General features: G+C 30.3%; 26 protein-coding genes and 1 riboswitch. Of the genes, 3 read left to right on the top strand and 23 right to left on the bottom strand.

The features are described 5' to 3' along the window. Positions 1-63: 63 nt before the first annotated feature. The 14 genes from sigB to NSU06_RS04140 form a co-directional block, all read right to left on the bottom strand. Positions 64-834, bottom strand: coding sequence for an RNA polymerase sigma factor SigB (gene sigB, locus NSU06_RS04205; protein ID WP_017174800.1), 771 nt, complete (start codon positions 832-834; stop codon positions 64-66). Further along, positions 809-1,261, bottom strand: coding sequence for an anti-sigma B factor RsbW (gene rsbW, locus NSU06_RS04200; protein WP_049335593.1), 453 nt, complete (start codon positions 1,259-1,261; stop codon positions 809-811). Before rsbW ends, sigB begins: the two co-directional genes overlap by 26 nt. 28 nt (positions 1,262-1,289) lie before the next feature. Then, positions 1,290-1,616 (bottom strand): anti-sigma factor antagonist, encoded by a 327-nt coding sequence (locus NSU06_RS04195; RefSeq protein WP_002448686.1) that lies wholly within the window; start codon positions 1,614-1,616, stop codon positions 1,290-1,292. Between the two features lie 85 nt (positions 1,617-1,701). After that, on the bottom strand, positions 1,702-2,703 hold the full coding sequence (locus tag NSU06_RS04190; RefSeq protein WP_017174799.1) for a SpoIIE family protein phosphatase: 1,002 nt from the start codon (positions 2,701-2,703) through the stop codon (positions 1,702-1,704). A gap of 371 nt (positions 2,704-3,074) precedes the next feature. Beyond that, on the bottom strand, positions 3,075-3,437 hold the full coding sequence (locus NSU06_RS04185) for a type II toxin-antitoxin system PemK/MazF family toxin (RefSeq protein ID WP_017174798.1): 363 nt from the start codon (positions 3,435-3,437) through the stop codon (positions 3,075-3,077). Further along, positions 3,434-3,604 (bottom strand): type II toxin-antitoxin system antitoxin MazE, encoded by a 171-nt coding sequence (mazE, locus tag NSU06_RS04180; protein WP_002448681.1) that lies wholly within the window; start codon positions 3,602-3,604, stop codon positions 3,434-3,436. The genes NSU06_RS04185 and mazE overlap by 4 nt, the downstream gene beginning before the upstream one ends. 85 nt (positions 3,605-3,689) lie before the next feature. Then, positions 3,690-4,835, bottom strand: a complete 1,146-nt coding sequence (alr, locus tag NSU06_RS04175; RefSeq protein WP_017174797.1) for an alanine racemase — start codon at positions 4,833-4,835, stop codon at positions 3,690-3,692. A 42-nt stretch (positions 4,836-4,877) separates the two neighbouring features. Further along, positions 4,878-5,231: a holo-ACP synthase gene (gene acpS, locus NSU06_RS04170; protein ID WP_017174796.1), complete on the bottom strand. Its 354-nt coding sequence runs from the start codon at positions 5,229-5,231 to the stop codon at positions 4,878-4,880. Between the two features lie 27 nt (positions 5,232-5,258). Then, complete coding sequence (locus tag NSU06_RS04165; RefSeq protein WP_017174795.1) at positions 5,259-5,735, bottom strand: PH domain-containing protein; 477 nt, start codon at positions 5,733-5,735, stop codon at positions 5,259-5,261. Beyond that, positions 5,728-7,230: a PH domain-containing protein gene (locus NSU06_RS04160; protein ID WP_017174794.1), complete on the bottom strand. Its 1,503-nt coding sequence runs from the start codon at positions 7,228-7,230 to the stop codon at positions 5,728-5,730. The genes NSU06_RS04165 and NSU06_RS04160 overlap by 8 nt, the downstream gene beginning before the upstream one ends. After that, positions 7,220-7,699, bottom strand: coding sequence for a PH domain-containing protein (locus NSU06_RS04155; RefSeq protein ID WP_017174793.1), 480 nt, complete (start codon positions 7,697-7,699; stop codon positions 7,220-7,222). Before NSU06_RS04155 ends, NSU06_RS04160 begins: the two co-directional genes overlap by 11 nt. Before the next feature lie 247 nt (positions 7,700-7,946). Further along, on the bottom strand, positions 7,947-9,458 hold the full coding sequence (gene cshA / locus NSU06_RS04150) for a degradosome RNA helicase CshA (protein WP_048787780.1): 1,512 nt from the start codon (positions 9,456-9,458) through the stop codon (positions 7,947-7,949). Between the two features lie 231 nt (positions 9,459-9,689). Then, complete coding sequence (locus NSU06_RS04145; RefSeq protein WP_049420259.1) at positions 9,690-11,045, bottom strand: UDP-N-acetylmuramoyl-tripeptide--D-alanyl-D-alanine ligase; 1,356 nt, start codon at positions 11,043-11,045, stop codon at positions 9,690-9,692. A gap of 15 nt (positions 11,046-11,060) precedes the next feature. Further along, positions 11,061-12,131 carry a D-alanine--D-alanine ligase gene (locus NSU06_RS04140; protein ID WP_017174790.1) on the bottom strand — a complete coding sequence of 357 codons (1,071 nt, stop codon included), beginning with the start codon at positions 12,129-12,131 and terminating at the stop codon, positions 11,061-11,063. A gap of 375 nt (positions 12,132-12,506) precedes the next feature. Between NSU06_RS04140 and NSU06_RS04135 the strand changes: the two genes are divergently transcribed. Next, positions 12,507-13,691: an FtsW/RodA/SpoVE family cell cycle protein gene (locus NSU06_RS04135; RefSeq protein WP_048787782.1), complete on the top strand. Its 1,185-nt coding sequence runs from the start codon at positions 12,507-12,509 to the stop codon at positions 13,689-13,691. Between the two features lie 160 nt (positions 13,692-13,851). On the opposite strand, the gene NSU06_RS04130 is transcribed toward NSU06_RS04135, so the two are convergent. The 3 genes from NSU06_RS04130 to csoR all read right to left on the bottom strand — a co-directional run bounded on the left by NSU06_RS04130 (position 13,852) and on the right by csoR (position 14,620). After that, positions 13,852-13,989, bottom strand: a complete 138-nt coding sequence (locus NSU06_RS04130) for an Lmo0850 family protein (protein WP_002437525.1) — start codon at positions 13,987-13,989, stop codon at positions 13,852-13,854. Positions 13,990-14,101: 112 nt separating this feature from the next. After that, positions 14,102-14,311 (bottom strand): putative copper chaperone CsoZ, encoded by a 210-nt coding sequence (csoZ, locus tag NSU06_RS04125; protein ID WP_048787783.1) that lies wholly within the window; start codon positions 14,309-14,311, stop codon positions 14,102-14,104. Positions 14,312-14,326: 15 nt separating this feature from the next. Next, on the bottom strand, positions 14,327-14,620 hold the full coding sequence (csoR, locus tag NSU06_RS04120; protein ID WP_002437530.1) for a copper-sensing transcriptional repressor CsoR: 294 nt from the start codon (positions 14,618-14,620) through the stop codon (positions 14,327-14,329). 162 nt (positions 14,621-14,782) lie between these two features. Here csoR and cls point away from each other — a divergent pair, with 162 nt between their 5' ends. Both cls and NSU06_RS04110 read left to right on the top strand, forming a co-directional pair. Next, positions 14,783-16,267, top strand: coding sequence for a cardiolipin synthase (gene cls / locus NSU06_RS04115; RefSeq protein ID WP_017174787.1), 1,485 nt, complete (start codon positions 14,783-14,785; stop codon positions 16,265-16,267). A 34-nt stretch (positions 16,268-16,301) separates the two neighbouring features. Then, complete coding sequence (locus NSU06_RS04110; RefSeq protein ID WP_002448635.1) at positions 16,302-16,949, top strand: HD domain-containing protein; 648 nt, start codon at positions 16,302-16,304, stop codon at positions 16,947-16,949. Positions 16,950-17,006: 57 nt separating this feature from the next. On the opposite strand, the gene yidC is transcribed toward NSU06_RS04110, so the two are convergent. The 6 genes from yidC to NSU06_RS04080 form a co-directional block, all read right to left on the bottom strand. Beyond that, positions 17,007-17,876, bottom strand: coding sequence for a membrane protein insertase YidC (gene yidC, locus NSU06_RS04105; RefSeq protein WP_002455066.1), 870 nt, complete (start codon positions 17,874-17,876; stop codon positions 17,007-17,009). Positions 17,877-17,964: 88 nt separating this feature from the next. After that, positions 17,965-18,603, bottom strand: coding sequence for a thiamine phosphate synthase (gene thiE, locus NSU06_RS04100; RefSeq protein WP_048787784.1), 639 nt, complete (start codon positions 18,601-18,603; stop codon positions 17,965-17,967). Positions 18,604-18,605: 2 nt separating this feature from the next. Then, complete coding sequence (gene thiM / locus NSU06_RS04095; protein ID WP_017175143.1) at positions 18,606-19,394, bottom strand: hydroxyethylthiazole kinase; 789 nt, start codon at positions 19,392-19,394, stop codon at positions 18,606-18,608. Then, entirely contained in the window at positions 19,387-20,208 is an 822-nt protein-coding gene (gene thiD, locus NSU06_RS04090; RefSeq protein ID WP_017175142.1) for a bifunctional hydroxymethylpyrimidine kinase/phosphomethylpyrimidine kinase, read from the bottom strand. Before thiD ends, thiM begins: the two co-directional genes overlap by 8 nt. Then, positions 20,201-20,890 carry a thiaminase II gene (gene tenA / locus NSU06_RS04085; protein ID WP_019835613.1) on the bottom strand — a complete coding sequence of 230 codons (690 nt, stop codon included), beginning with the start codon at positions 20,888-20,890 and terminating at the stop codon, positions 20,201-20,203. The genes thiD and tenA overlap by 8 nt, the downstream gene beginning before the upstream one ends. Positions 20,891-20,966: 76 nt before the next feature. Further along, a riboswitch (TPP riboswitch) is annotated at positions 20,967-21,069 on the bottom strand. 212 nt (positions 21,070-21,281) lie between these two features. Next, the gene (locus NSU06_RS04080) at positions 21,282-22,028 is read right to left on the bottom strand and encodes a transglycosylase family protein (RefSeq protein WP_017175140.1); all 747 of its coding nucleotides are present in this window, start codon (positions 22,026-22,028) and stop codon (positions 21,282-21,284) included. Between the last annotated feature and the right edge of the window lie 265 nt (positions 22,029-22,293).

The following is a 22,293-nucleotide window of genomic DNA, read 5'->3' as shown; positions in this document are numbered from 1 at the left end:
CATTTTTAACAATAAAAGGAGCGCCATAGAATTCAATATGAACTCATTGGTCGCTCCTCAATTTCATTGCTTAGCAGCTTGTTGTAATTTTCGTATTGCAGTTCGTTGTAATCTAGATACATGCATTTGACTAAGTCCAATACGTTCACCAGTTTCCTTTTGACTTAATCCTTCAATGAAAGTACATTGAATAATTTCTCTTTCTCTATCAGATAAGATTGGTAAAATACGTTCAAGAATCATTCGTTTTTCAGTAAGGTCGTAATTATCATCTTGTTGACCCATAATATCTAACAATGTAACTGTAGATCCATCCTTATCTGCTTCAATTGAATGATCTACGCTAAGTGCGTTATAGCTTTGACCCATTTCCATGGCTTCTAATACTTCTTCTTCATTTACTTCTAAACGGTTCGCAATTTCTAAAATTGAAGGAGAACGTCCGAGTTCATTCGTAAGTTCATCGCCCACTTTTTTTATTCTTGGACCAATTTCTTTAATTCTTCTAGGAACATGAACGCTCCATGTCTTATCTCGTAAATATCTTTTAATCTCACCAATAACAGTTGGCACTAAGAATGCTTCAAATTTGCGATCGAAAGATATATCAAATCTGTTAATAGCACCTATTAAACCAACCATACCCACTTGAACTAAATCTTCATGATGTGATTGTCCTTTTGAATACTTATATGCTAATGATTCAATTAGTTTGCGATAATGTTTAACTAATTTATCTTGCGCATGAGGATTTATATTGTCTTGGTGTTCTTTAATCCATTGGTTAATTTGTTCAGGTGATATCTCATTAACTGATTTCGACTCTTTCGTCATTATTTGGCACCTGCTCTTTTTTTATATACTTAATCATACTAATTGTTACACCAGACTCTTTTGAAACTTTTACTTCATCCATTAATGATTCAATCAAAAATAGCCCTAGCCCACCTTCACGTAAGAAATCGATATTTTCGTTTTCTTGGTAAGGCCCTAATTTTGATTTTGTAGATTCGTAGTCAAAACTTTCACCTTGATCTGAAATAATAATCTTAATTTTGTCATCAAATAATTCAAAACAAATATTAATCATACCATTTTGTTCACTATGTTTATACGCATGTTTGACAGCATTAGTAACCGCTTCACTTACTGCAATTTTTGAATCTTCAATATCATCGTATGAAGCACCTGCTCTTGTAAATACTCCTGATAAGGTAAGGCGAATTAAACTTACATATTCTGCTGAGGCAGGTAACTTCATTTCAATATAATCATTTTTGAGTGACAAATTACTCTACCTCCGTTCCTTCATTAACGTGCATTAAATCTTTTAAACCAGTAATATCAAATAATCTACTAATTCTATCTGTGACACCTAAAATATATAATTCTTTATCATTTTGATTTAGAGCCTTTAATGTTCCTACAAATAAGCCTAAACCCGTTGAATCCATATAACTTACATTTGCTAAGTTCACGTGAATATCATGATTTCCTTCTTGGCGCATAGGCACAAGTACTTCTTCTAACTCGGGTACTGTATATACGTCTAACTCTCCACCAACAATAACTTCATAATAATCATCATGGGTTATCGTTTCTATATTAAGATTCATTTACTTACACTCCTAATCTTTTTCGATATGTATACTATAGCAACTATACCCATTATTATTATAATATAATCAAAAAATTAAATAATTAATTCACTCTTTTTATTACTAAAATTGTCATGTCATCTCTTTTTTGCGTATTTTGTATTTTTAAAATGGCTTCATATAAGATTTGAACAATATCTTGGGGATGCATATGCTTATATTTTCTAATTAAATTAAGAACAGTATCTTTTGCAATAAACTCCCCCTTTTTATTTCTAGCTTCTGTTACACCATCAGTAAAAATAATAATTAAATCATCTAAATATATTGGAATTTCTTGTTGACTATATCGCGTATGTTGACTTACACCAAGTACTCTTCCTCGAACTTCAATTTCTTCAAATGTTTCAGTTTCAGCTCTATAAATGTATCCTGGTTCATGACCTGCTGAACTACAATATAATAAGTGATTCATTTCTTCATATAGTCCATAAAACATCGTGACGAACATATTTTGATTAACATTTTTTTCTACCACACGATTGAGTCGTTTTAAACCATCACTTGGTAATTGTGAATGACCATAGGAATCCATTCCAAATTTAATCATACTCATTGCTAATGCTGCTGGAATCCCTTTCCCTATAACATCTGCTACAGCAAAACTCATCGTACCATCTCTATGATCAATTAAATTAAAATAGTCTCCACTTACTTTTTGAGCAGCTACTGAAATAACACCTATTTGTATACTATCAAACTGTGGAATGTCTGTTTTTAACATCGTTTGTTGAAGTCTAGAGGCTAAGTCAATTTCTTTATCGTGGAATTGCATTTTATCAACTAAATTTTGATAATCTCTATAGCTATATCCAAAGCCTTTTACTACTTCTTCTAATACATCTAATGTATCTAAGATTTGAGATGTTTTTAAATTTAAAGAAGCAATATACGTTTTATGTAAATCAACAACATCTTCTGGTAGAATATCCTTTTTGATTACTTCTTCAGTGAATTCATCGCACTTCTTTAAAAATTGTTCTTTATTTTTAGTAACCAAGCTCTCATCTATAAGTTGCTTATAGTTTTTTTTAAATTCTTCCACGAATTTTGCCTCCTTACTTCATAGCTGATTAAAATATGTTTAAATATTGTCTGACACAATACAACATTTTAAATTTATTCATTAATATCAAATGTATATTATTCTAAAATAACTCTTCTACTTAAAAAGGGAGCAAGACAGTATTCATTTTGTGAATATGCTGTCTTACCCCCGCAAGGTTAATTGAAATTGAAAACTTGAGTTAAATATTTTCAATTCAGTTAACTACTGCGATATCTCTAAATAGTCATAAACTTACTCAATACTATCATTGAATTCAACTGAATTTAGTCTAATTAAAACTTTTCAAAAGTACAATTGATTTATTTCAAAAGTTTATTTCATATTTTTTGGATTATACATATAAAATACTAATTTTTTTGAGGACGAACATCGTGTAAACCTAAACTGATATCCAATGCATCGTCAACTTCTTTCATTTTATCTTCTGATAAATATGTAAGTTTCTCTTTCAATCTTTTTTTATCTAATGTTCGTATTTGTTCTAAAAGAATGACTGAATCTTTATCTAAACGATATTTTTTCTTTTCTATTTCTACATGTGTTGGTATTTTCGCTTTATTAATCCTACCAGTAATCGCAGCAACGATTACTGTAGGACTATATTTATTACCAGTATCATTTTGAATGATAACTACAGGTCTTACTCCCCCTTGTTCAGACCCTTGAACTGGTGATAAATCAGCTAAATATACATCGCCTCTTCTAATCATTCACTTTTATAATTAGATGTAAGATATGATTCGTTACAATCACAAGCTTCACATTCTAATGGAAATGCTTCTGTTGCTAGGGAGAGGTTTAAATCGGCCATTTGGACATAGCCCTCTTTTAATGATTGTTCAAGACTATGGCTTCTATTCTGATTAAAAGTTAACATACTATGAACCTCCAATTGATACAAACAAGACATTATAAACTTTAATTTAGTTTTATAATAACAAATTTTGTAACAAGTGACTATACTAATTTAATAATTCATTTGTAACTTCAAATTTTTTATTTAAATAATATATTCTTGGAAGTCTGCGTCCTAAATTACATAAAACTTCATAATTAATTGTATTTTGTTTTACAGCTAATGCCTCTACTGCTTGTGAAGAATTTAAATTGTTATCTATTAAAATAACCTCATCTCCTTCTTTCACATCATCTGGTACACTAATAATCATTTGATCCATGCATACTCTTCCAATGATTTCACATTGCTGTTGATTGACATTTACGGCAAATCCTTGCATAGATCTTAAGAAACCATCTGCATATCCAATTGGTAAAACCGCTATTTTCATTTTTTCAGTTGCAGTGAATGTACTTCCATAACTTACAGAGTCTCCAGGATTTAAATATTTAGTTTGAACAACTTGAGTTATTAATTTAGCACTTGGTTTTAATTGAACATCAACTTCATTTCTAACATATTCAGAAGGATAATAACCATATAGTGAAATTCCAAGTCTTAACGCATTGCATAATTTACAATTTGCTAATAAAGCGCCCGCTGAGTTTTGAGCATGTATATATTTTGGTCGCTCTGCTTTTGTTACCAACTCTTCAAAAAATGCATATTGCTGTTTCATTGAATCACCAGGTTCATCTGCATTGGCAAAGTGAGTAAAAACGCCGTCAAAAATAAGATTTGGATGTTCTTTAATAAGATTAATGACTAACTGATACTCTTCAAGCGTTTTAATCCCTAGTCTTCCCATTCCTGTATCTAATTTCACGTGAAGATATACATGATCTGAGTTATCTTCTATATAATGAATCGCTCGTTCTAACCAAAACTGTGAAGGCACAGTTAAGGTAATGTCATATTGAATCGCTTTATTTATATCTTTCGGTGATATCGCACCTAAAACTAATAGTTTAGCATTTATATTATGTAAGCGTAATTCAATGGCTTCATCTAAAGTAGCAACTGCAAAAAATTGAGCCCCATTATTTTCTAAAATTTCTGCTATTTTTACACTTCCTAATCCATATCCATTCGCTTTAATTACAGGAATCACCAACTTATCACTTTGAAGTGTTTTAAAAATATTATAATTGTATAGAATGGCATCAAGATCTACATTTAAATATGTCGGTCTATAAGCAACATCTGACATATGAAGTCCTCCTTATTTAAACTTATAAAAAATTGATATGATTTACTTTTCTAATATTACTTCACTCATTGCGTAATGTTGTGTATGCGTAATCGAGACATGAACAATAAAACCAGGATATTCGATGCAAGGTTTCCCCTTTTCATCGTTATAACAATCAATATCATTAAATGCTACCGTTTTTCCTAACCCTGTTCCTAATGCTTTACTAAATGCTTCTTTAGTTGCAAATCGTCCTGCTAAAAATTCTAATTTTCTTTTATCATTTTTAAAAGAGTTAAATTTTTGCTGTTCTTGCTCTGTTAGTATTCTATGTATTAATTTATCACTTTGTTTAATATACACGTCTTTTATTCGGTCAATTTCAATTAAATCAATACCAATACCATGTATCATATCCACACCTCACTTAATTATCCTTTATCATTCATATAGTTCGTGTTTTCTATTTTGAATCATTTGTTTTAAATAAATCGCTTCTTTTTTTGCAATTAGTTCTATATTGCATTCTCCACCTGCAGTAGATAAATGAAGATGTGCTAATTTATATTTTCTCATTATGAATCCTTCTATGACTTCTATATTTTGTATTCTATAAAACGGTATCATATCTGTTTCAACAGTTATGATACCTTTTCTAATATGAATCTCGTTTTCATCATAGTAATAACTGAAATAATGATATCTCAGAAGCGGAATAACAATAATAAATAGTATGATATAAAGCAATATAATGACTATAGAAATAATGATATTAATTGAAAGTTTTGATATATGAGTAAAATAAACATCTATCATATTGAGTAGAAATAAAAAAACAGTAATAATTATAAGCCCTATCAATGATGTGATTCTCATCACCTTTAGACCACTCGTGTTCATAAAACTATGTTCATTCAATCTTAGACCCTCCTAAATAGGTCTCAATATTTAATTGAACCTGTTTTTCAGAAGCATATTTAAGCTTAATATCTTCATTTACCGCACCCTTAGCTATAATAAAATGTAAATGTGCTAAATGGCTCTTTTCTAACAATGGATTTTGATTAACATTCATACCAATAATTTTATCCTTTTTAAAATAATAAGAATTAATATGCATGATACTTACTTGACGAAGTGCAATTTCATTTTTTCTATTGCATAATCCAGAAACAGATATATACACATACGCATGAATTGCCATAAAGATAATCATAATTATCGCTATCATATAACTCCATATACTCCAATAGTAAGCACCTATAGTTGCACCAAGAATTAATATGATACTAGGTATAAAAAAATGTCGATGATATCCTCGTTTTGGTACATTTTCAGTAATAGAGTTAAATTGCATTTCAGGAATTAATTTTCTAATAATAGAATATGCCTCTTTTTTATTAATAAATGGAAGAATCATAATTTTTCCATTTTCACTTACATCTTCATTAGATTTAACTTCTAAATCACTTGTAATAATAAAGTATATAGAGGTATATCCAAATAACTTTCTAATAAATGACTGTTTTTCTATAACTGCTTGTAATCGTTCAGTAGGCACTGTGATATTTTTTACATTTAGTAATCCATAAGTAATTTTCAACTCATTATCACGTTGTGTGATTGTATAGTTATAATAACGGAGAAAAACAATTAGAGTACCTATAACATAACAAAATATAAGTACAGTCAATATAATAATAGTCACTAAAAACGTCACTGACTGTATCCATTGAAAAAGACGAGACGTCCATTTTTCCCACGGGATAACATCTTCAAATGCACCTATAATGGGAGAAATAGTGGCGAATGCTACACCTATCACGCCACTGGTCAATGACATAAAAATCAACAATTTATTAGACATTTTAAAAATCACTTTATTATTACTATTATCTTCAGATATTAATTCTTGTTCGCTATTATTGGGCTTATGATTAGTCTCTATTTCTTGACTATCTAACTGAAGTTGTCTTTTTTTAATTGTACGTTCAATCAATTCACTTTGTTGTTTCGAAATCGTTTCAAGTTCAATACCATCACTCGGCGTTTTAATTTGTAATCGTACTCCACCTACTAATTGATTAATCAGTCCTTGTGTGGTATCTAAGGATTGAATTCGATTCAAATTTAATTCTTTGCGTTTTTTATTTAACCATCCAGATGTGACTATAAATTGATCATTTTCTATCCAATAACGCGTTAGACGTACTTTTTGAAATTGATTAATCATAGAAAAAAGAATAATCAATAAAAAGATACCTGGTCCAATATAATGTCTAATATTTGTAAAATCAAAATTCCATATATTAAATCCAATAAACACGATAATGACAAAAATGTTTTGCTTTATAACATTTATTAGACCCGTGAAATAAGAAATCGGATGTAGTTTTTGAGGTTTAAATATCATCATTACTACCTCGCATTTGTGATAAGATATGTAATATTAATCGTTCTGCTTCTTTATTAGAAACAACAGGTGTTGTGAGTTCATGACCTGCAGTTACAACAATGATTCTCTTAAGATTAAACTGTTTCAATAACGGATTTGTTTTAACCTTTAAAAGTTGTAACCTTTCAATTTTTGTTGTTTTGTACCTTTTAAAAATAAAAGTATTTAAAATTTCTATGTTCTTATTTTCTATATTATAAAATCTATAAGAGTATCTATTGATAGGTTGGAGAATAAAACGAATAAGAGAACAAATAGTTAACACAAGTAGAATATAAAAAATAAAATGTGGCCAGTGAAATGCTTTCCAACAACACAACCCACCACCTAAAATAATGAGCTCTATTAGTAACGTGACTCCACTTACTAACCAATGATATAAAAATGCGGATTTAGGACTTTTATGAAAAGAGTGATGTAATTGCACAATAAACTCCTTAACAATTTTTTTTTATTATATCATACTATTTTTTAAAAATAATATGATAGATATTAATGTAAAAACCAAAACTGAATACTATCTATTTAAATACGATCAATTATCCTCTTTTTCTTTAAAACAATATTAGTACAAGCATTTATAAATTTAATAGGTAACTTATAATTAAAAAGAGCTTGAGACATATGTTTATATCTCAAGCTCAATCAAGCAAATTTATTCTTATCTATAACAACTATTTTTGTAAATCAGCAAATGTACGACCTTTGATAGATGTTTTTCTTTTATCTTGTCTATCTCGACGATCTTGTTTTTTACCTTTTTTCTTGTTGAAATTACCTTTTGATCGTTTATTTTTGTTATCAAATTTATTATTTCGTTTACCACCACGTCTTGATTGATTACCTTTATTATTACGACTCTTTCTTGCAAGTGGCTTTTCGAAAGTTAATTGAACTTCAACTTCATCGTTTGCTTCGACAAGTTCTTGTAATAATGAAGCTACTAATTCAGTACTATCATATTCTTCTAATAATTCACTAGAAATACGTTTTAAACGATCTTCACTCTCACGTGACATCCAGTTTTTAACTTTGTCTTTAATATCTTCTTCACGTGCTTTAAGCACTTCTTTACGATGAGGTGGTCTTAAAGCTTTCATTCTTCTGTCATTTACTTCTTCAATTTGACGAATGTAATCCATTTCAATTGGGTTAACAAACGTAACAGCAATACCTTCTTTACCTGCACGACCTGTACGTCCAATTCTATGTGTATAACTTTCAGTATCTTGAGGTATATCAAAATTATATACGTGACTTACACCTGAAATATCAAGACCACGTGCTGCAACGTCTGTGGCAACTAATATATCAATTTGATCGTTTTTGAATTTTTTAAGTACTTCTAAACGTTTGGCTTGTGTAATGTCTCCATGTAATCCTTCTGCTTTGTAACCCTTAGTAAGCAATGCACTTGTTAACTCATCCACACGACGTTTAGTTCTACCAAATACAATAGCTAACTCAGGTTGATGTACATCTAAGAAATTAGTAAATGTATCAAATTTTTCTAACTCTTTAACAATTGTATAGTATTCGTCGATTTGAGGATCAGACATTTCATTGTTCATTGTTTTAACAATTTGTGGTGACTTCATAAATTGTTGTACTAATGTCTGAATAGCTTTAGGCATTGTCGCTGAAAATAACATTGTTTGTCGTTGTTCAGCAGGGATTTTATCCATAATAAATCTCATATCATCAATGAAGCCCATGTTCATCATTTCGTCCGCTTCATCTAAAATTAAAGTATGAATATCATTCGTTTTTAATGTACGACGATTTAAATGATCGATAACACGTCCTGGTGTTCCTACTACAATTTGAGGCCCACGTTTTAACGCTTTAATTTGTCTATCAATTGGCATACCACCAAAGACAGTAACAACTTGAATATTTTGTCCACGACTGAATTCGCGTAATTGTTCAGCAACTTGCATTGCTAATTCTCTTGTAGGTGCTAAAATTAAAGCTTGAACGCCTGATTTTCCAACAACTTTTTCTATTAAAGGGATACCAAAAGCTCCTGTTTTACCCGTACCTGTCTGAGCTTGACCAAGGATATCTTTTCCTTCTAATGTATAAGGGATACTTTCTTTTTGGATCGGTGTTGGTTCTTTAAAACCCATTTCTTCTAGGGTTTTTACCGTTTTATCCGAAATCCCTAATTCTTTAAAATTTTGCAATATAATTCTCCTTTTAATTCTTTTATTTATCAATATACGTTTTTGTATATAAGGTCTTCTTATTACGTCAACTTCTATATAGTACCACCTAAAAATAGTTATAGCAATAAAGCAATTTTCATATCTACAGCAAATAACATTTTTAAGTAGAGTATTGGTTCTATTAAAATAATAAAAAGAAGTTGCTTTGAAACCTTTCATTTCTAAGCAACTCTTAATTATTATGAATAATTAAATTAAAGCATTTACTACTTCTTCAAGTTTATTACCACGTGACCCTTTAATTAACACTTTGTCATTAGGTTGTAAAATAGACTTTAAATAATGAGTCAGTTCATTTTTATCTGAAAAATAAGCTACATCTTCCACAAACTGGCCACCTGTACGACTTATAAACTTAGCATCATTACCGTAAGTAAGTAACGTATGAATACCTTTATTGTCCAAATAAGCACCTACATCTTCATGCATACGTTGACTATTTTCACCTAATTCTAAAGAATCAGCGAGTACAATGATTTTACGTCCATTCATATTACTTAATGTATCAATAGCAGCTTTCATACTTGTTGGACTTGCATTGTAAGCATCATTAATAACCGTAATTTGATTATTAGTAACATGTCGTTCCATACGCATACCTGTGAGTTGTACATTACTTATATTCTTTTGAATTGTGTCGTAATCTAAACCAAGTTCATGTCCAATTGCAATAGCGATAGTAGCATTTTTCATGTTGTGAATACCTAAAATTGGTAATTCATAATGTTCCTTGTTATTTATCGTAAATGCTATACCATCATTTTTACTATTTTCCACTTTACATACTAATGTATTGTCATGATTTAAACCAACACTAACAAGTTTAGCATCTTTCACATTTTCAACATGCGGTTTTAGAAGTGGTTCATCTCCATCATATATAAATGTGCCATCAGATTTAAGACCAATAGTAATTTCAGATTTAGCTTTAGCAATACCTTCTCTAGAACCTAAATCTTGCATGTGAGATTCACCAATATTTGTGATAACCGCAATATCAGGTTCCGCAATTTTAGATAACAATTCAATTTCATGGAATCCTGACATACCCATTTCCAAAATAGAAATTTCTGTGTCTTTGTCTAATTGAAGAATGGTTAAAGGTAAACCAATTTCATTGTTATAGTTACCTTGTGTTTTTTTGACTCTAAATTCGGTATGTAACACACTTTCAATCATATCTTTTGTTGTGGTTTTACCATTAGAGCCGGTCACTCCAATTACTTTTGGATTAACATGCTTTAAGTACGCTTTAGCTAATTGTTGTAAAGCAGTTAATGTATCATCTACCCATATAATAGGTCCTTGAATTGAATCGCTAATATCCTGTCCTTTTTCATAAAATGAAGCACCAGCACCATCTTTTAGTGCTTGTTCTACAAAACGATGACCGTCTACATTTTCACCTTTAAATGGAACAAATAACATCTCTTTTTCTACATGACGAGAATCGATAGTGACTCCTTTAATTTGATGTTCTAAATATGCTTCATCAATATCGCAAGATATCCATTTTTGAATTTGTTTTAAAGAAACTTCAATCATACTTAGGCTCCTCGCTTAATCGATAGTATATTTATTTTTCTTTTTATCTTCGTAACGTTCTTTAGCTAAATCAATTAGTTTAGTGATTAAATCAGAGTATGATAATCCCATATTTTCCCATAAACTTGGATACATGCTAAATGCTGTAAAACCAGGCATCGCATTTGTTTCATTAATGTAGATTTGATTATCTTCCGTCACAAAGAAATCGGCACGTACTAATCCAGAACAATCTGTAGCTTTAAATGCTTCTAATGCCATATTACGTAACGTCATTTGAACCTCTTCATCTAAATCTGCTGGAATTTGTAAACTGATTTTACCGTCTTTATATTTTGACTTATAGTCATAAAATTGAACATCTTTAATTACTTCTCCAGGCCATGTTGTTTCAGGATAATCATTACCTAAAACTGCGACTTCCACTTCACGTGCAATAATACCTTGTTCAATCACTAACTTACGATCAAATTGAAATGCTTCTTCAATCCCTTTTTTAAGTTCATCTTCATTATTACATTTACTAATACCCACACTAGATCCAAGGTTAGCAGGTTTTACAAATACTGGGTATGTTAATTTATCATTAACGAGTTTAATAATATTACCTTCATATTTTTCATATTCACTTCTTAAAAAACTAATATAAGGTAGTTGTGGTAAACCGCGATGTTCAAACAATTGTTTCATTACTAATTTATCCATCGAACTTGATGCAGCTAATACACCATTTCCTACATATGGTAAATCTAGCACTTCAAATAAACCTTGAATGGTACCATCTTCACCATTTGGTCCATGTAATAATGGGAAAATAGCATCATATTTACTTCCTTCCCCATTTTCTTTTAAAAGTAATGTAATTTCTCCAGGACTTATGTCTTCTAAATGTAATTCTTCAACAGTTTTAATATTTTTTGTAATATTTTCTTTTTTCTTCCATTGACCATCATTTGTAATATATATAATATCTACAAGATACTTGTCTTTATTAATCGCATTTAATACATTTTGTGCTGTTAAAATTGATACATCATGCTCAGCACTTTTACCACCATATACGATACAAATATTTTCTTTTACCATGTTTTATATCCTCCATCGAGAAAAATAATGACAAAAGCCATTTATAAATTGAAGTTTAATTACGCTTTTGTTTCTCTCATCATAATTATAATACTATAATGTATTAAGTTTAAATTGTTAATTATACTTTTCATTAACGATATGTAATTTAAATTATTCTTTCTAAATGTCCATATTATCACAGTATCAGTGTTTTTTGCATTTACCAATAAATAAAAATATGTATATTTCTTAAAGAATAGTCCATTCATGTTAATTGTTATTTTTTAGATTAAACTGCTTCGACTTTATATCATCTTCTATATTTTGTAGCATAATCATATAAAGTCATGTAAAATCTATATATACTATTCCATAGAATTTAAGGAGTTTTTTATGAAATATTCATCCCGTCAACAGCCTACAACACATTGGCTTCGAAAAATTGACTGGATACTTATAGCATTAATAATGATTTTAGCCATCATTAGTGTGACTACAATCAGTTCTGCTATGGGTGGCGGCCAATATAGTGCCAATTTTGGTATTCGTCAAATTATCTATTATATTTTAGGAGCAATACTAGCACTTATTGTGATGATTTTTTCTCCCAAAAAAATAAAAAATAATACATATATATGGTATATCTTCTTTTGTATCTTACTACTAGGTTTATTAATCATTCCTGAAACACCTATTACGCCTATTATTAATGGCGCTAAAAGTTGGTATGCTTTTGGTCCAATTAGTATTCAACCTTCAGAATTTATGAAGATTATTTTGATACTTGCATTGGCTAAAATCGTTTCTAATCATAATCGATTTACATTTAATAAATCTTTTCGTACTGATTTAATCTTATTTTTTAAAATCATTGGCATATCCCTGGTACCTATGATATTAATTTTACTTCAGAATGATTTAGGAACTACATTGGTTCTGTGTGCCATTATTGTTGGAATCATGCTAGTGAGTAGTATTACATGGCGCATTCTTGCTCCTATCTTTATTACTGTAGCAGTATTAGGAAGTAGCATTATTTTAGCCATTATATATAAACCCTCTCTGATTGAGAAAACGTTACATATCAAAATGTACCAAATGGGTCGAATCAATTCATGGTTAAATCCTTATGCTTATAGTAATGGAGATGGCTACCATTTAACGGAATCGTTAAAAGCTATAGGATCCGGTCAATTATTTGGTAAAGGTTATAATCACGGAGAAGTATACATTCCAGAAAACCATACCGATTTTATTTTTTCTGTCATTGGAGAAGAAATTGGATTTATTGGAGCAGTGATATTACTTCTTATATTCCTAGCTTTAATTTTCCATCTTATCCGTTTAGCTATAAAAACAACTTCATCATTTAATAAGGTATTTTTAATTGGTTATATTTCTTTACTCGTCTTCCATATTTTGCAAAATATCGGTATGACGATTCAACTCTTACCTATTACAGGTATACCACTACCATTTATTAGTTATGGTGGTAGCGCATTATGGAGTTTAATGCTAGGTATTGGTGTTATACTTTCTATTTATTACCATCAAAAGCCAGCGTCCAAAGATGCTTAGTGATAAATATATTTTAATTCAGTTAATAACATGAAAATAGTATAAAAGAGAATGGGACAAAACTCATTTTGACATTATCGTTCCACTTCGATAATGTATCTCCAACATATAAAAAAGTCTGAGACAACTAATAATGTCTCAGACTTTTTTCAATCACATATTATTTAAGTTCTTGAGTAACGGTTTTTGTGGTAGGCAAAGTATTAATAATGTCGAAACGAGATTTTGTTTTTTTGATATTGACGCCTAAAGATGATAATAATTTGACTACATTTTGTAACTTATCTGATTTGTTCATGGTATCTCACCTCGTTTTTTGACCTTCAATGATATACTACCCTAATTAGTCATGCTTTACTACCATATTTGAAAATTATTTTAAATTATTTAAGTTACACTAAAGCTTTTTATTATGAAAGTACTTTAAATCCAGCGTCATAAATTTCTTTTTCAATACTATTTAAATTAGTAGGTGTTTCATATTCAACATTAACCTTATTTCTTTCTATATCGATTGATACTGTATGTACTCCAATCATATTTAACAAACGTTCATTTAACATTTGTGCTTGTTCTTCTGTTTCAATGTTATCTATAAATACAATATTACTGTTTAACATATTACAATCTCCTAACTAATCTTTCACTAGTTTTTGAAATGTCACTAGTAGTTCTTCCATTGCTTCTTCTTCAGTACCTTGATTTATTTTTTCCATAATACAACTTTTCATGTGATGTTCCAGTAACTTAGTAGCAACACTATTAAGTGCTGAACGTGTTGCTCTTATCTGAGTTAATACATCATCACAGTAGACGTCTTCATCAATCATTCGATTAATTGCTTTAACTTGTCCTTCTATTCGATTTAATCGAGATTTTAAATTTAATTTAACTTGCTCAGAATGATGGGCATGATTTTGATTTTCCAACTAATTCACCCTTTCAATAGCTTCTATATCATCGTATAATCTCCTCTTTATTACGTCAATTATACATTTTTATTTTAAAAATTAATCATACCATTTATTATAGTGCATGGTACAATATTTGTTAGTACATTAATTTTAAACGATTTAGGAGGTTCAATTAATATGGTAGAGATCGTGCAATTATCTTTCTCATATTCTTCTTTAATTATTAACATCATATTAATCACTGCCTTTATATTAAACTTGATTTTCGCATTTATCATTATCTTCATGGAACGTCGTAGTGCAGGTTCCATTTGGGCGTGGCTTTTAGTTCTTGTATTTCTACCGATAGTAGGATTTATTTTATATCTATTATTAGGGCGTCAAATACAACGCAAACATATTTTTAAATTAAAAAAAGAAGATCGTAAAGGTTTAGCTATGATAGTTGATGAGCAATTAAATGCGCTTGAAAAAGATGATTTTTCTAAAGGTAATCATCAAATTGTTAAGTTTAAAGAAATGGTGCACATGTTACTCTATAATAATGCTGCATTCTTAACTACTGATAACAGTATAAAAATCTTTACAGATGGTCATGCTAAATTTGACGCATTAATTGAAGATATTCAGAATGCTAAAGATTATATACATATTCAATACTATATTTTCAAAAGTGATGGTCTTGGACGTCGTATTTTAAAGGCACTCGAAGACAGACTTGAAGATGGTATAGAAGTTAAAATGTTATATGATGATATGGGTTCAAGAACATTACGCAAGAAAGATTTGAAACAGTTTAAAGACAAAGGTGGACACGCAGAAGCCTTCTTCCCTTCCAAATTGCCCTTAATCAATTTAAGAATGAATAACCGTAATCATAGAAAAATTGTAATTATAGATGGCAAGATTGGCTATGTTGGGGGGTTTAATGTTGGTGATGAATACCTTGGTAAAGATAAAAAATTTGGTTATTGGAGAGATACTCATTTAAGACTTGAAGGTGATTCTGTCAATGCATTAGAATTAAGATTCATCTTAGATTGGAATTCACAATCAACACGTGACAATATCAGATATGAAGATAGATATTTTCCTGATGTAGATTCAGGCGGCGAGATTGGTGTTCAAATCGCTTCAAGTGGTCCTGATGAAGACTGGGAACAAATTAAATATGGTTATTTAAAAATGATTATGTCAGCAAAACATTCTATTTATATTCAATCACCTTATTTTATTCCTGATCAAGCTTTTATTGATGCCATAAAAATTGCCGCTTTAGGTGGAGTTGAAGTTAATTTAATGATTCCTTGTAAACCCGATCATCCTTTTGTTTATTGGGCTACATTAAAAAATGCCGCTTCTTTATTAGACGCAGGTGTTAAAATTTATCAATATAATAATGGATTTCTACATTCAAAAACACTCATTGTCGATGATGAAATCGCTACTGTAGGTACAGCAAATATGGATAATCGTAGTTTTACATTAAATTTCGAAGTGAATGCGTTCATTTATGACGAAGATATTTCTCTTCAACTTAAAAAAGCATTTATTAAAGATATGAAGGTCTCATATGAGTTGACTAAAGAATTATATAATCAACGTAGTACTTGGATTAAGTTTAAAGAAGGCATATCTCAATTATTATCACCAATTCTTTAAACTCATTCAATACATGTTTTTAAAGGAGTAGTTTATGAATCAAGCAGAACAAATATTATTAGCTAAAGAATATATGTACCAATTTCATAAAAATGATTACTCTGGACATGATATTGCACATATTGAACGTGTCACATTATTAGCTAAATATATTGCCAAACAAGAACATCAAGGCGATTTTCTTACAATAGTATTGTCAGCTCTATTGCATGACGTCATAGATGATAAATTGACTGATAAACACCATGCTTTAAGCGAATTACATCAATTTTTTAAAAAAATAGAATTGGATGATACTGTTCAAAAGAATATTATTTTTATTATCAAACATTTGAGTTATCGAAATGGTAGAAATAACGATGTTACACTTCCAATCGAAGGACAAATCGTTAGAGATGCTGATCGCTTAGATGCTATTGGTGCTATAGGTATCGCAAGAACGTTTCAATTTTCTGGACATTTCAATGAGCCGATGTGGACAGAATCTCCCTATCATTCAATTCCTTCAGAAAAAGATATGGTTGATTTACCTCCTTCTGCTATTAGACACTTCTATGATAAGTTATTAAAATTAAAAAAATTAATGCATACACAAACAGGATTTCAACTAGCTGAAGAACGTCATCAATTTATGAAACTATTTTTATCTCAATTTTATAGCGAGTGGCACTTAGAAGAATAAAAAAAGTAGGAAAAGATCATCTATCTTTTCCTACTTTTTTATCGTATTATGCTTATATTATTTTTTCTTCTTATTATTTTTAGAAACAACTTGCGTATTTTTACCTTTTTTATTTGAATTATTTTCTTTATGTGCCTCAACCATAGGTCCAATTTCTTGTTTTGCAACTTTTTCATAATGTTTATTTGCAAAGAATGTTTGAATAATTAAGAATGCCGCACTGACAGACCAATATAAACCTAGTGCTGAAGCTGAACTTAATGAAATCCAAATAATCATAATAGGTGAAACAATCATCATCATATAAGTCATTTGACGTTGTTCTTCAGGCATTTGTTTACTTGACACCCATGCTTGAATAAAGTATAACACACCGGCAATAATAGTAATCCAAATATCAGGATGTACTAAATTAAACCATAAGAAATGTGGATGTTCTGTAATACCGCCACCAATACGATAACGCAATACGAAATATAATCCCATAACAATAGGCATTTGAATTAAAACAGGTAAGCAGCCTAAAGCACTCTTCATAGGATTGATATCATATTTCTTATAAACTTCCATCATTTCCTGATTAGCAGCCATTTTTTCTTCTTGAGTACGTGCACGTTTCACTTTTTCTTGTACACCTTCTACTTCAGGTTTAGCAATTTTCATTTTTTCACGCATCATATGGCTATTTTTATAGTTTGATAGCATGAAAGGCAATAAGATAATACGAATAACTAATACTAAAACGATGATTGCAATACCATAATCATCATGAAAAACAGAATGGCCTAACCAATGTAGAATTTTAGCCATTGGTTCAACGAATGTATTGTAGAAAAATCCATTTCTATTACTAGATTTGGAATAGTCACATCCAGCTAAAAAGACCATTACCCCTAATAACAAAGGTAGTAGCGCTTTCTTCTTCATTTTTACACCTCTATTGATATATTCACGTAGAAATAATTTTATCATAGATAGGGTGTACTAGAAAACAAAAACTGAAAAAAAGAGATATTTATTTGAAATAGTGCTTTAATTTATTAACAGTCTTGTCAATATTTTGACTATGTGTAATGACTGAAATAACTGACACACCATCAGCGCCTTCTTTAGCTATAGGTTCACAATTGTCTTCAGTAATACCACCTATAGCAACCATAGGTAAGCTTGGATTAATATTTTTTAATGTTGCAATCATTTCAGGACCTACAGGGGCACTTGCATCAGATTTTGAAGATGTCTCATACATTGGACCTACACCTATATAATCTACGTGTTCTAAATCTGATTGTTGATATTCCTTTACGTTTCCTACACTTAACCCTATAATTTTATTTTTAAAACGATTAGCAAAAGAAGCAATTATTTCGTCATCTTGACCTACATGTATACCATCTGCATCAATTTTTTCAGCTAAATCCACATCATCATTAATTAGAAAAGGTACTTTATACTCATGACAAAGTGTTTTTAATTCCTTAGCTAAGGCTTCTTTTTCATCCCCTACTAAAGCATTTGGCCCTTTTTCTCGAAATTGAAATAATGTAATTCCTGATTCTAATGCTGCTTTTAAAACATCTTTAATATTTTGATCACCGATGATGTCTTGTGTTCCACATATAAAATAGACTTGTAAGCTTTTTGAATCAAACATATTTAAACCTCTTCACGTTTTACAAATTGTTTATAAGTATCATAGTTAAGTTGATACATTTCATCAAGTAATTGAGATAAAAATGTTCCAGGTCCATTAACCTTTTCACTTTTTTCAGCAATCTCTGCAGCGATATTATAATAACTTACTGATTCTTCTAATACTTGTAATGATGGATGTGTATTTCTAAATAAAAATCCAGCAACTAAACCGCCTAATAAACAACCAGCGCCTGTGATTTTTGCCAGTAATGGAGAACCATTTGATAGTTTGACAATTTGATTATCTTGAATAATAACATCTTCTCTACCTGTAATAACAATTGCTGTTTGATATTTTTCATAAGCTTTTTTAGCAATTGTCACTACATCTAAGTCTGTTTCCCCATCAGTGCCTTTCATTGTAGTATTTGAATCTACTAAAGTAAGAATTTCAGATGCATTTCCTTTAATCACAGAAACATTTATTTCAGAAAGAAAAGTTTCACAGAATTGTTTACGATATGTTGATGCGCCTACAGCAACTGGATCAAATACAATGGGTGTACCTTGTTGATTAGCAATTTTTCCAATTTCTAAAATATCTTTTTCATTTGCTTTAGTTAATGTTCCAATATTTATAAGCAGTGCCCCTGCTACTTTATAGAACTCTTCTGCTTCTTCTGGAGCTTCACTCATTGCTGGACTTGCACCAATACTCAAGAGTCCATTCGCAGTGAAGTTTTTAACCACATCATTGGTATAACAGACTACTAGTGGATTCTCTTGTCTTATCTTTTCTAAACTATTCATCGTCTAAACCTACTTTCTTCATATAAGCAAAATGGTTTACCGGGCCGCGTCCTTGACCGATTTCAGGTGTATGTTCAATACTTAATGAAATAAATTTTTTAGCTTTTTTTACAGCTTCATAAATTGTTTTACCTTTAGCTAGTTCGGCTGTGATAACAGCTGAAAATGTGCAACCTGTACCATGAGTATGTGGCGTATTAAATCGCTTCTCTTCAAAAGTATAGACATCATCTTTAGTAAATAAAAAGTCTTTAGCATTATTTAAATCAGCAGAATGACCGCCTTTAATTACTACACCTTTACTTCCTATTTCATTTATAAATATATGACCTGCTTTACGAATATTATCTTCAGTATCAATTTTCAAGCCAGTAATTTCTTCAGCTTCTGGAATGTTAGGAGTCACGACATCCGCTAATGGTAAGAGCGTTTTCTGAAGATGTTTTTTTGTTTCATCATCCATTAAGGAATCACCACTTTTTGCTAGCATAACTGGATCGATAACATAGGGAATATTGCTATGATTTTTTAAATACGTTTGAATCAGTTCCATCGTTTCATGTGTAGCAATCATTCCAGTCTTAATTGCGTGAGGTAATTCATCATCAAATACGCTATCTAATTGTTCTTTAACCCAACTAGTTTCTAGATTATGGATATGTTGAACTCCTTTAGTATTTTGAGCCACAATACTTGTAATAGCAGCCATTCCATATACGCCACAAGCATGGAATGATTTTAAATCTGCCATAACTCCTGCGCCACCAGAAGGGTCAGTACCAGCAATTGTTAACGCAATCTTAGGTTTATTCATGATTTGCTCCTCCAAAATCCCATTCTTCATCAATGTATGCCATATTAAAGAAGTGACGTTCATGTACAGTACTTTGTAAAAATGCTTCTTTAATTTCTCTTTTTTCCTGTTCGGTACAATGTTCTGTAAGTTCATTTAACAAACGGTCAAATACTTCAATTAAAGGTGCCATTTCAGTGCTATAAAAATCAAACCACTTAGCAGTAAGTGCATCTCTATTAAGATTTGAATCTTCTAATCCCCATTTAGCAACCACTTCATATACGTAAGGACATGGTGCCATTGCAGCTATAGTGTATGCAGCATTTTCGTGTGTATAAGCATGATAATACATATGTTTAATGTAATGATCTCCACTAGGTGGCCACACTTTTTCTTTTACAATTTCTTCATAAGGTTCATTAATATAGTCCGCTAAAATTTCATGGGCTTCTACTTCGCCGTCTAACATAAATTCAATTTGCTCTACTAAGAATTTCACTTCTTTCATAGTAGGTGCTTTAGGAATAAGTAAAGCATATAAATTAGTAAATTCTTTTAAATAAGAAGCATCAGCACGTAAGTATTGGCGTACTGCTTGTTTTGATAATTTTCCCTTTAATAAATCTTGAATAAAACCATCATTATAAATCTCTTCAATAATTGGCTTTGACGCTTGCTTTAATTCATCTGAAAAACTCATTAACTATTCCTCCTTAAATAAAAAAACTACATTTCAACGTAGAAATGTAGTCAATATTCAAAAAAATAGAATGAATGAATATGTATTACTACTTTCCTACGTTGGCATTAACCAAATCAGGTTATAAGGGTCTGAATGCTTCATCTCAGCCATGTTCCATGGCTCCCCTAGTAGTCTTTAGTTTAATTTAACCATAACAAAACCATTGTTATAATTCAAATAAAAAAGATATTCATTGAAATAAGTTTAATTCATACAACTATTATTATAAATATAATAAATAAAGAATAGTACAGAAATCTTTCTAAATTCAGTCATTACTATCAATATATATAAAAATGCCTAAGACAACTCATATTGTCTCAGGCACTAGTAAATTATTTATTAAGTTTTACGCTGTAACCCATTGAGATGGACCTGCAGTATTATAAAGTTTTACTGCCGCAGCATCTTGAACACTTTCAGGTGCTTGTGCTGGTGATACACCTTTATATTGTGCTGGTGCTACTGAATCCCAAGTAGATTGTAAGAATTGATATTTACCTGCTGCACCAGAAGAAGGGTTGATGGCATGAATATCTCCACCTGATTCGCGTTGAGCGATTTGTTGTAAATGACTATTTACATTTACAGATGAACCACTTGTTGATTGTTTAGGTTGATTTGTAGTTGCATTAGCAGGTGCTTGTTGTGTTTGAGTTGCTTGTTTAGTTTGTGTTGTTTTTGGTGCTTGTTGTGTTTGAGCTTCATTTGCATAGTGTTGACTTACATTTGAAGTTGAAGCTGATTGATTTATATGATTATAATTATTATTTTGGAAAGATACATTTTGTGCTGATTGAGTTGAAGCTACATTTTGATTAGCACTATTTACAGTTGAACCGTTTGATGGATAATATTCCCATTTAAAATATGTTCCATCTGACCAAAAATGATAAGTTTTACCATTTAAATTAAATTGGTAATTATAAGCTCCTTCTTGAATAGGATGTTGATTTAATGATTGATCGTTAGATTCCGCTAATTGAGCTAATTTTTCTTTATTAATTTGATTTTCACTTGCATCAGCATGACTTACGTTTCCTGCTACTAATCCTAAGCCTACTGCTAATGAAGATGCAATAATTGTCTTTTTCATAATAGTATAATCCTCCTAAGTCATTTGTTTTCTTAAATATTTTACGGATACTACTCTAACATCTAAAAAAGCTTAGCAGGTTACAGTGAAATAAAAAAAATATACTTATTTTACATTAAAATTACATAGATTTGTAAATAATTTTTCTTATATATATACTATAAACACTTTAATGGCAGTGTTTATTAGATATATAATAAAAGAACCAACTGTAATTACTTTGTAATATTTCAGAAAAATACACTGTCTTTTTTATCATTCAATG

It is taken from the genome of Staphylococcus sp. FSL W8-1270, from assembly GCF_038007165.1.
GTDB classification, from domain to species: Bacteria; Bacillota; Bacilli; order Staphylococcales; family Staphylococcaceae; genus Staphylococcus; species Staphylococcus hominis.
Note: the sequence above shows the minus strand (reverse complement) of the source record. Positions and strands in the feature narration are given on the sequence as shown.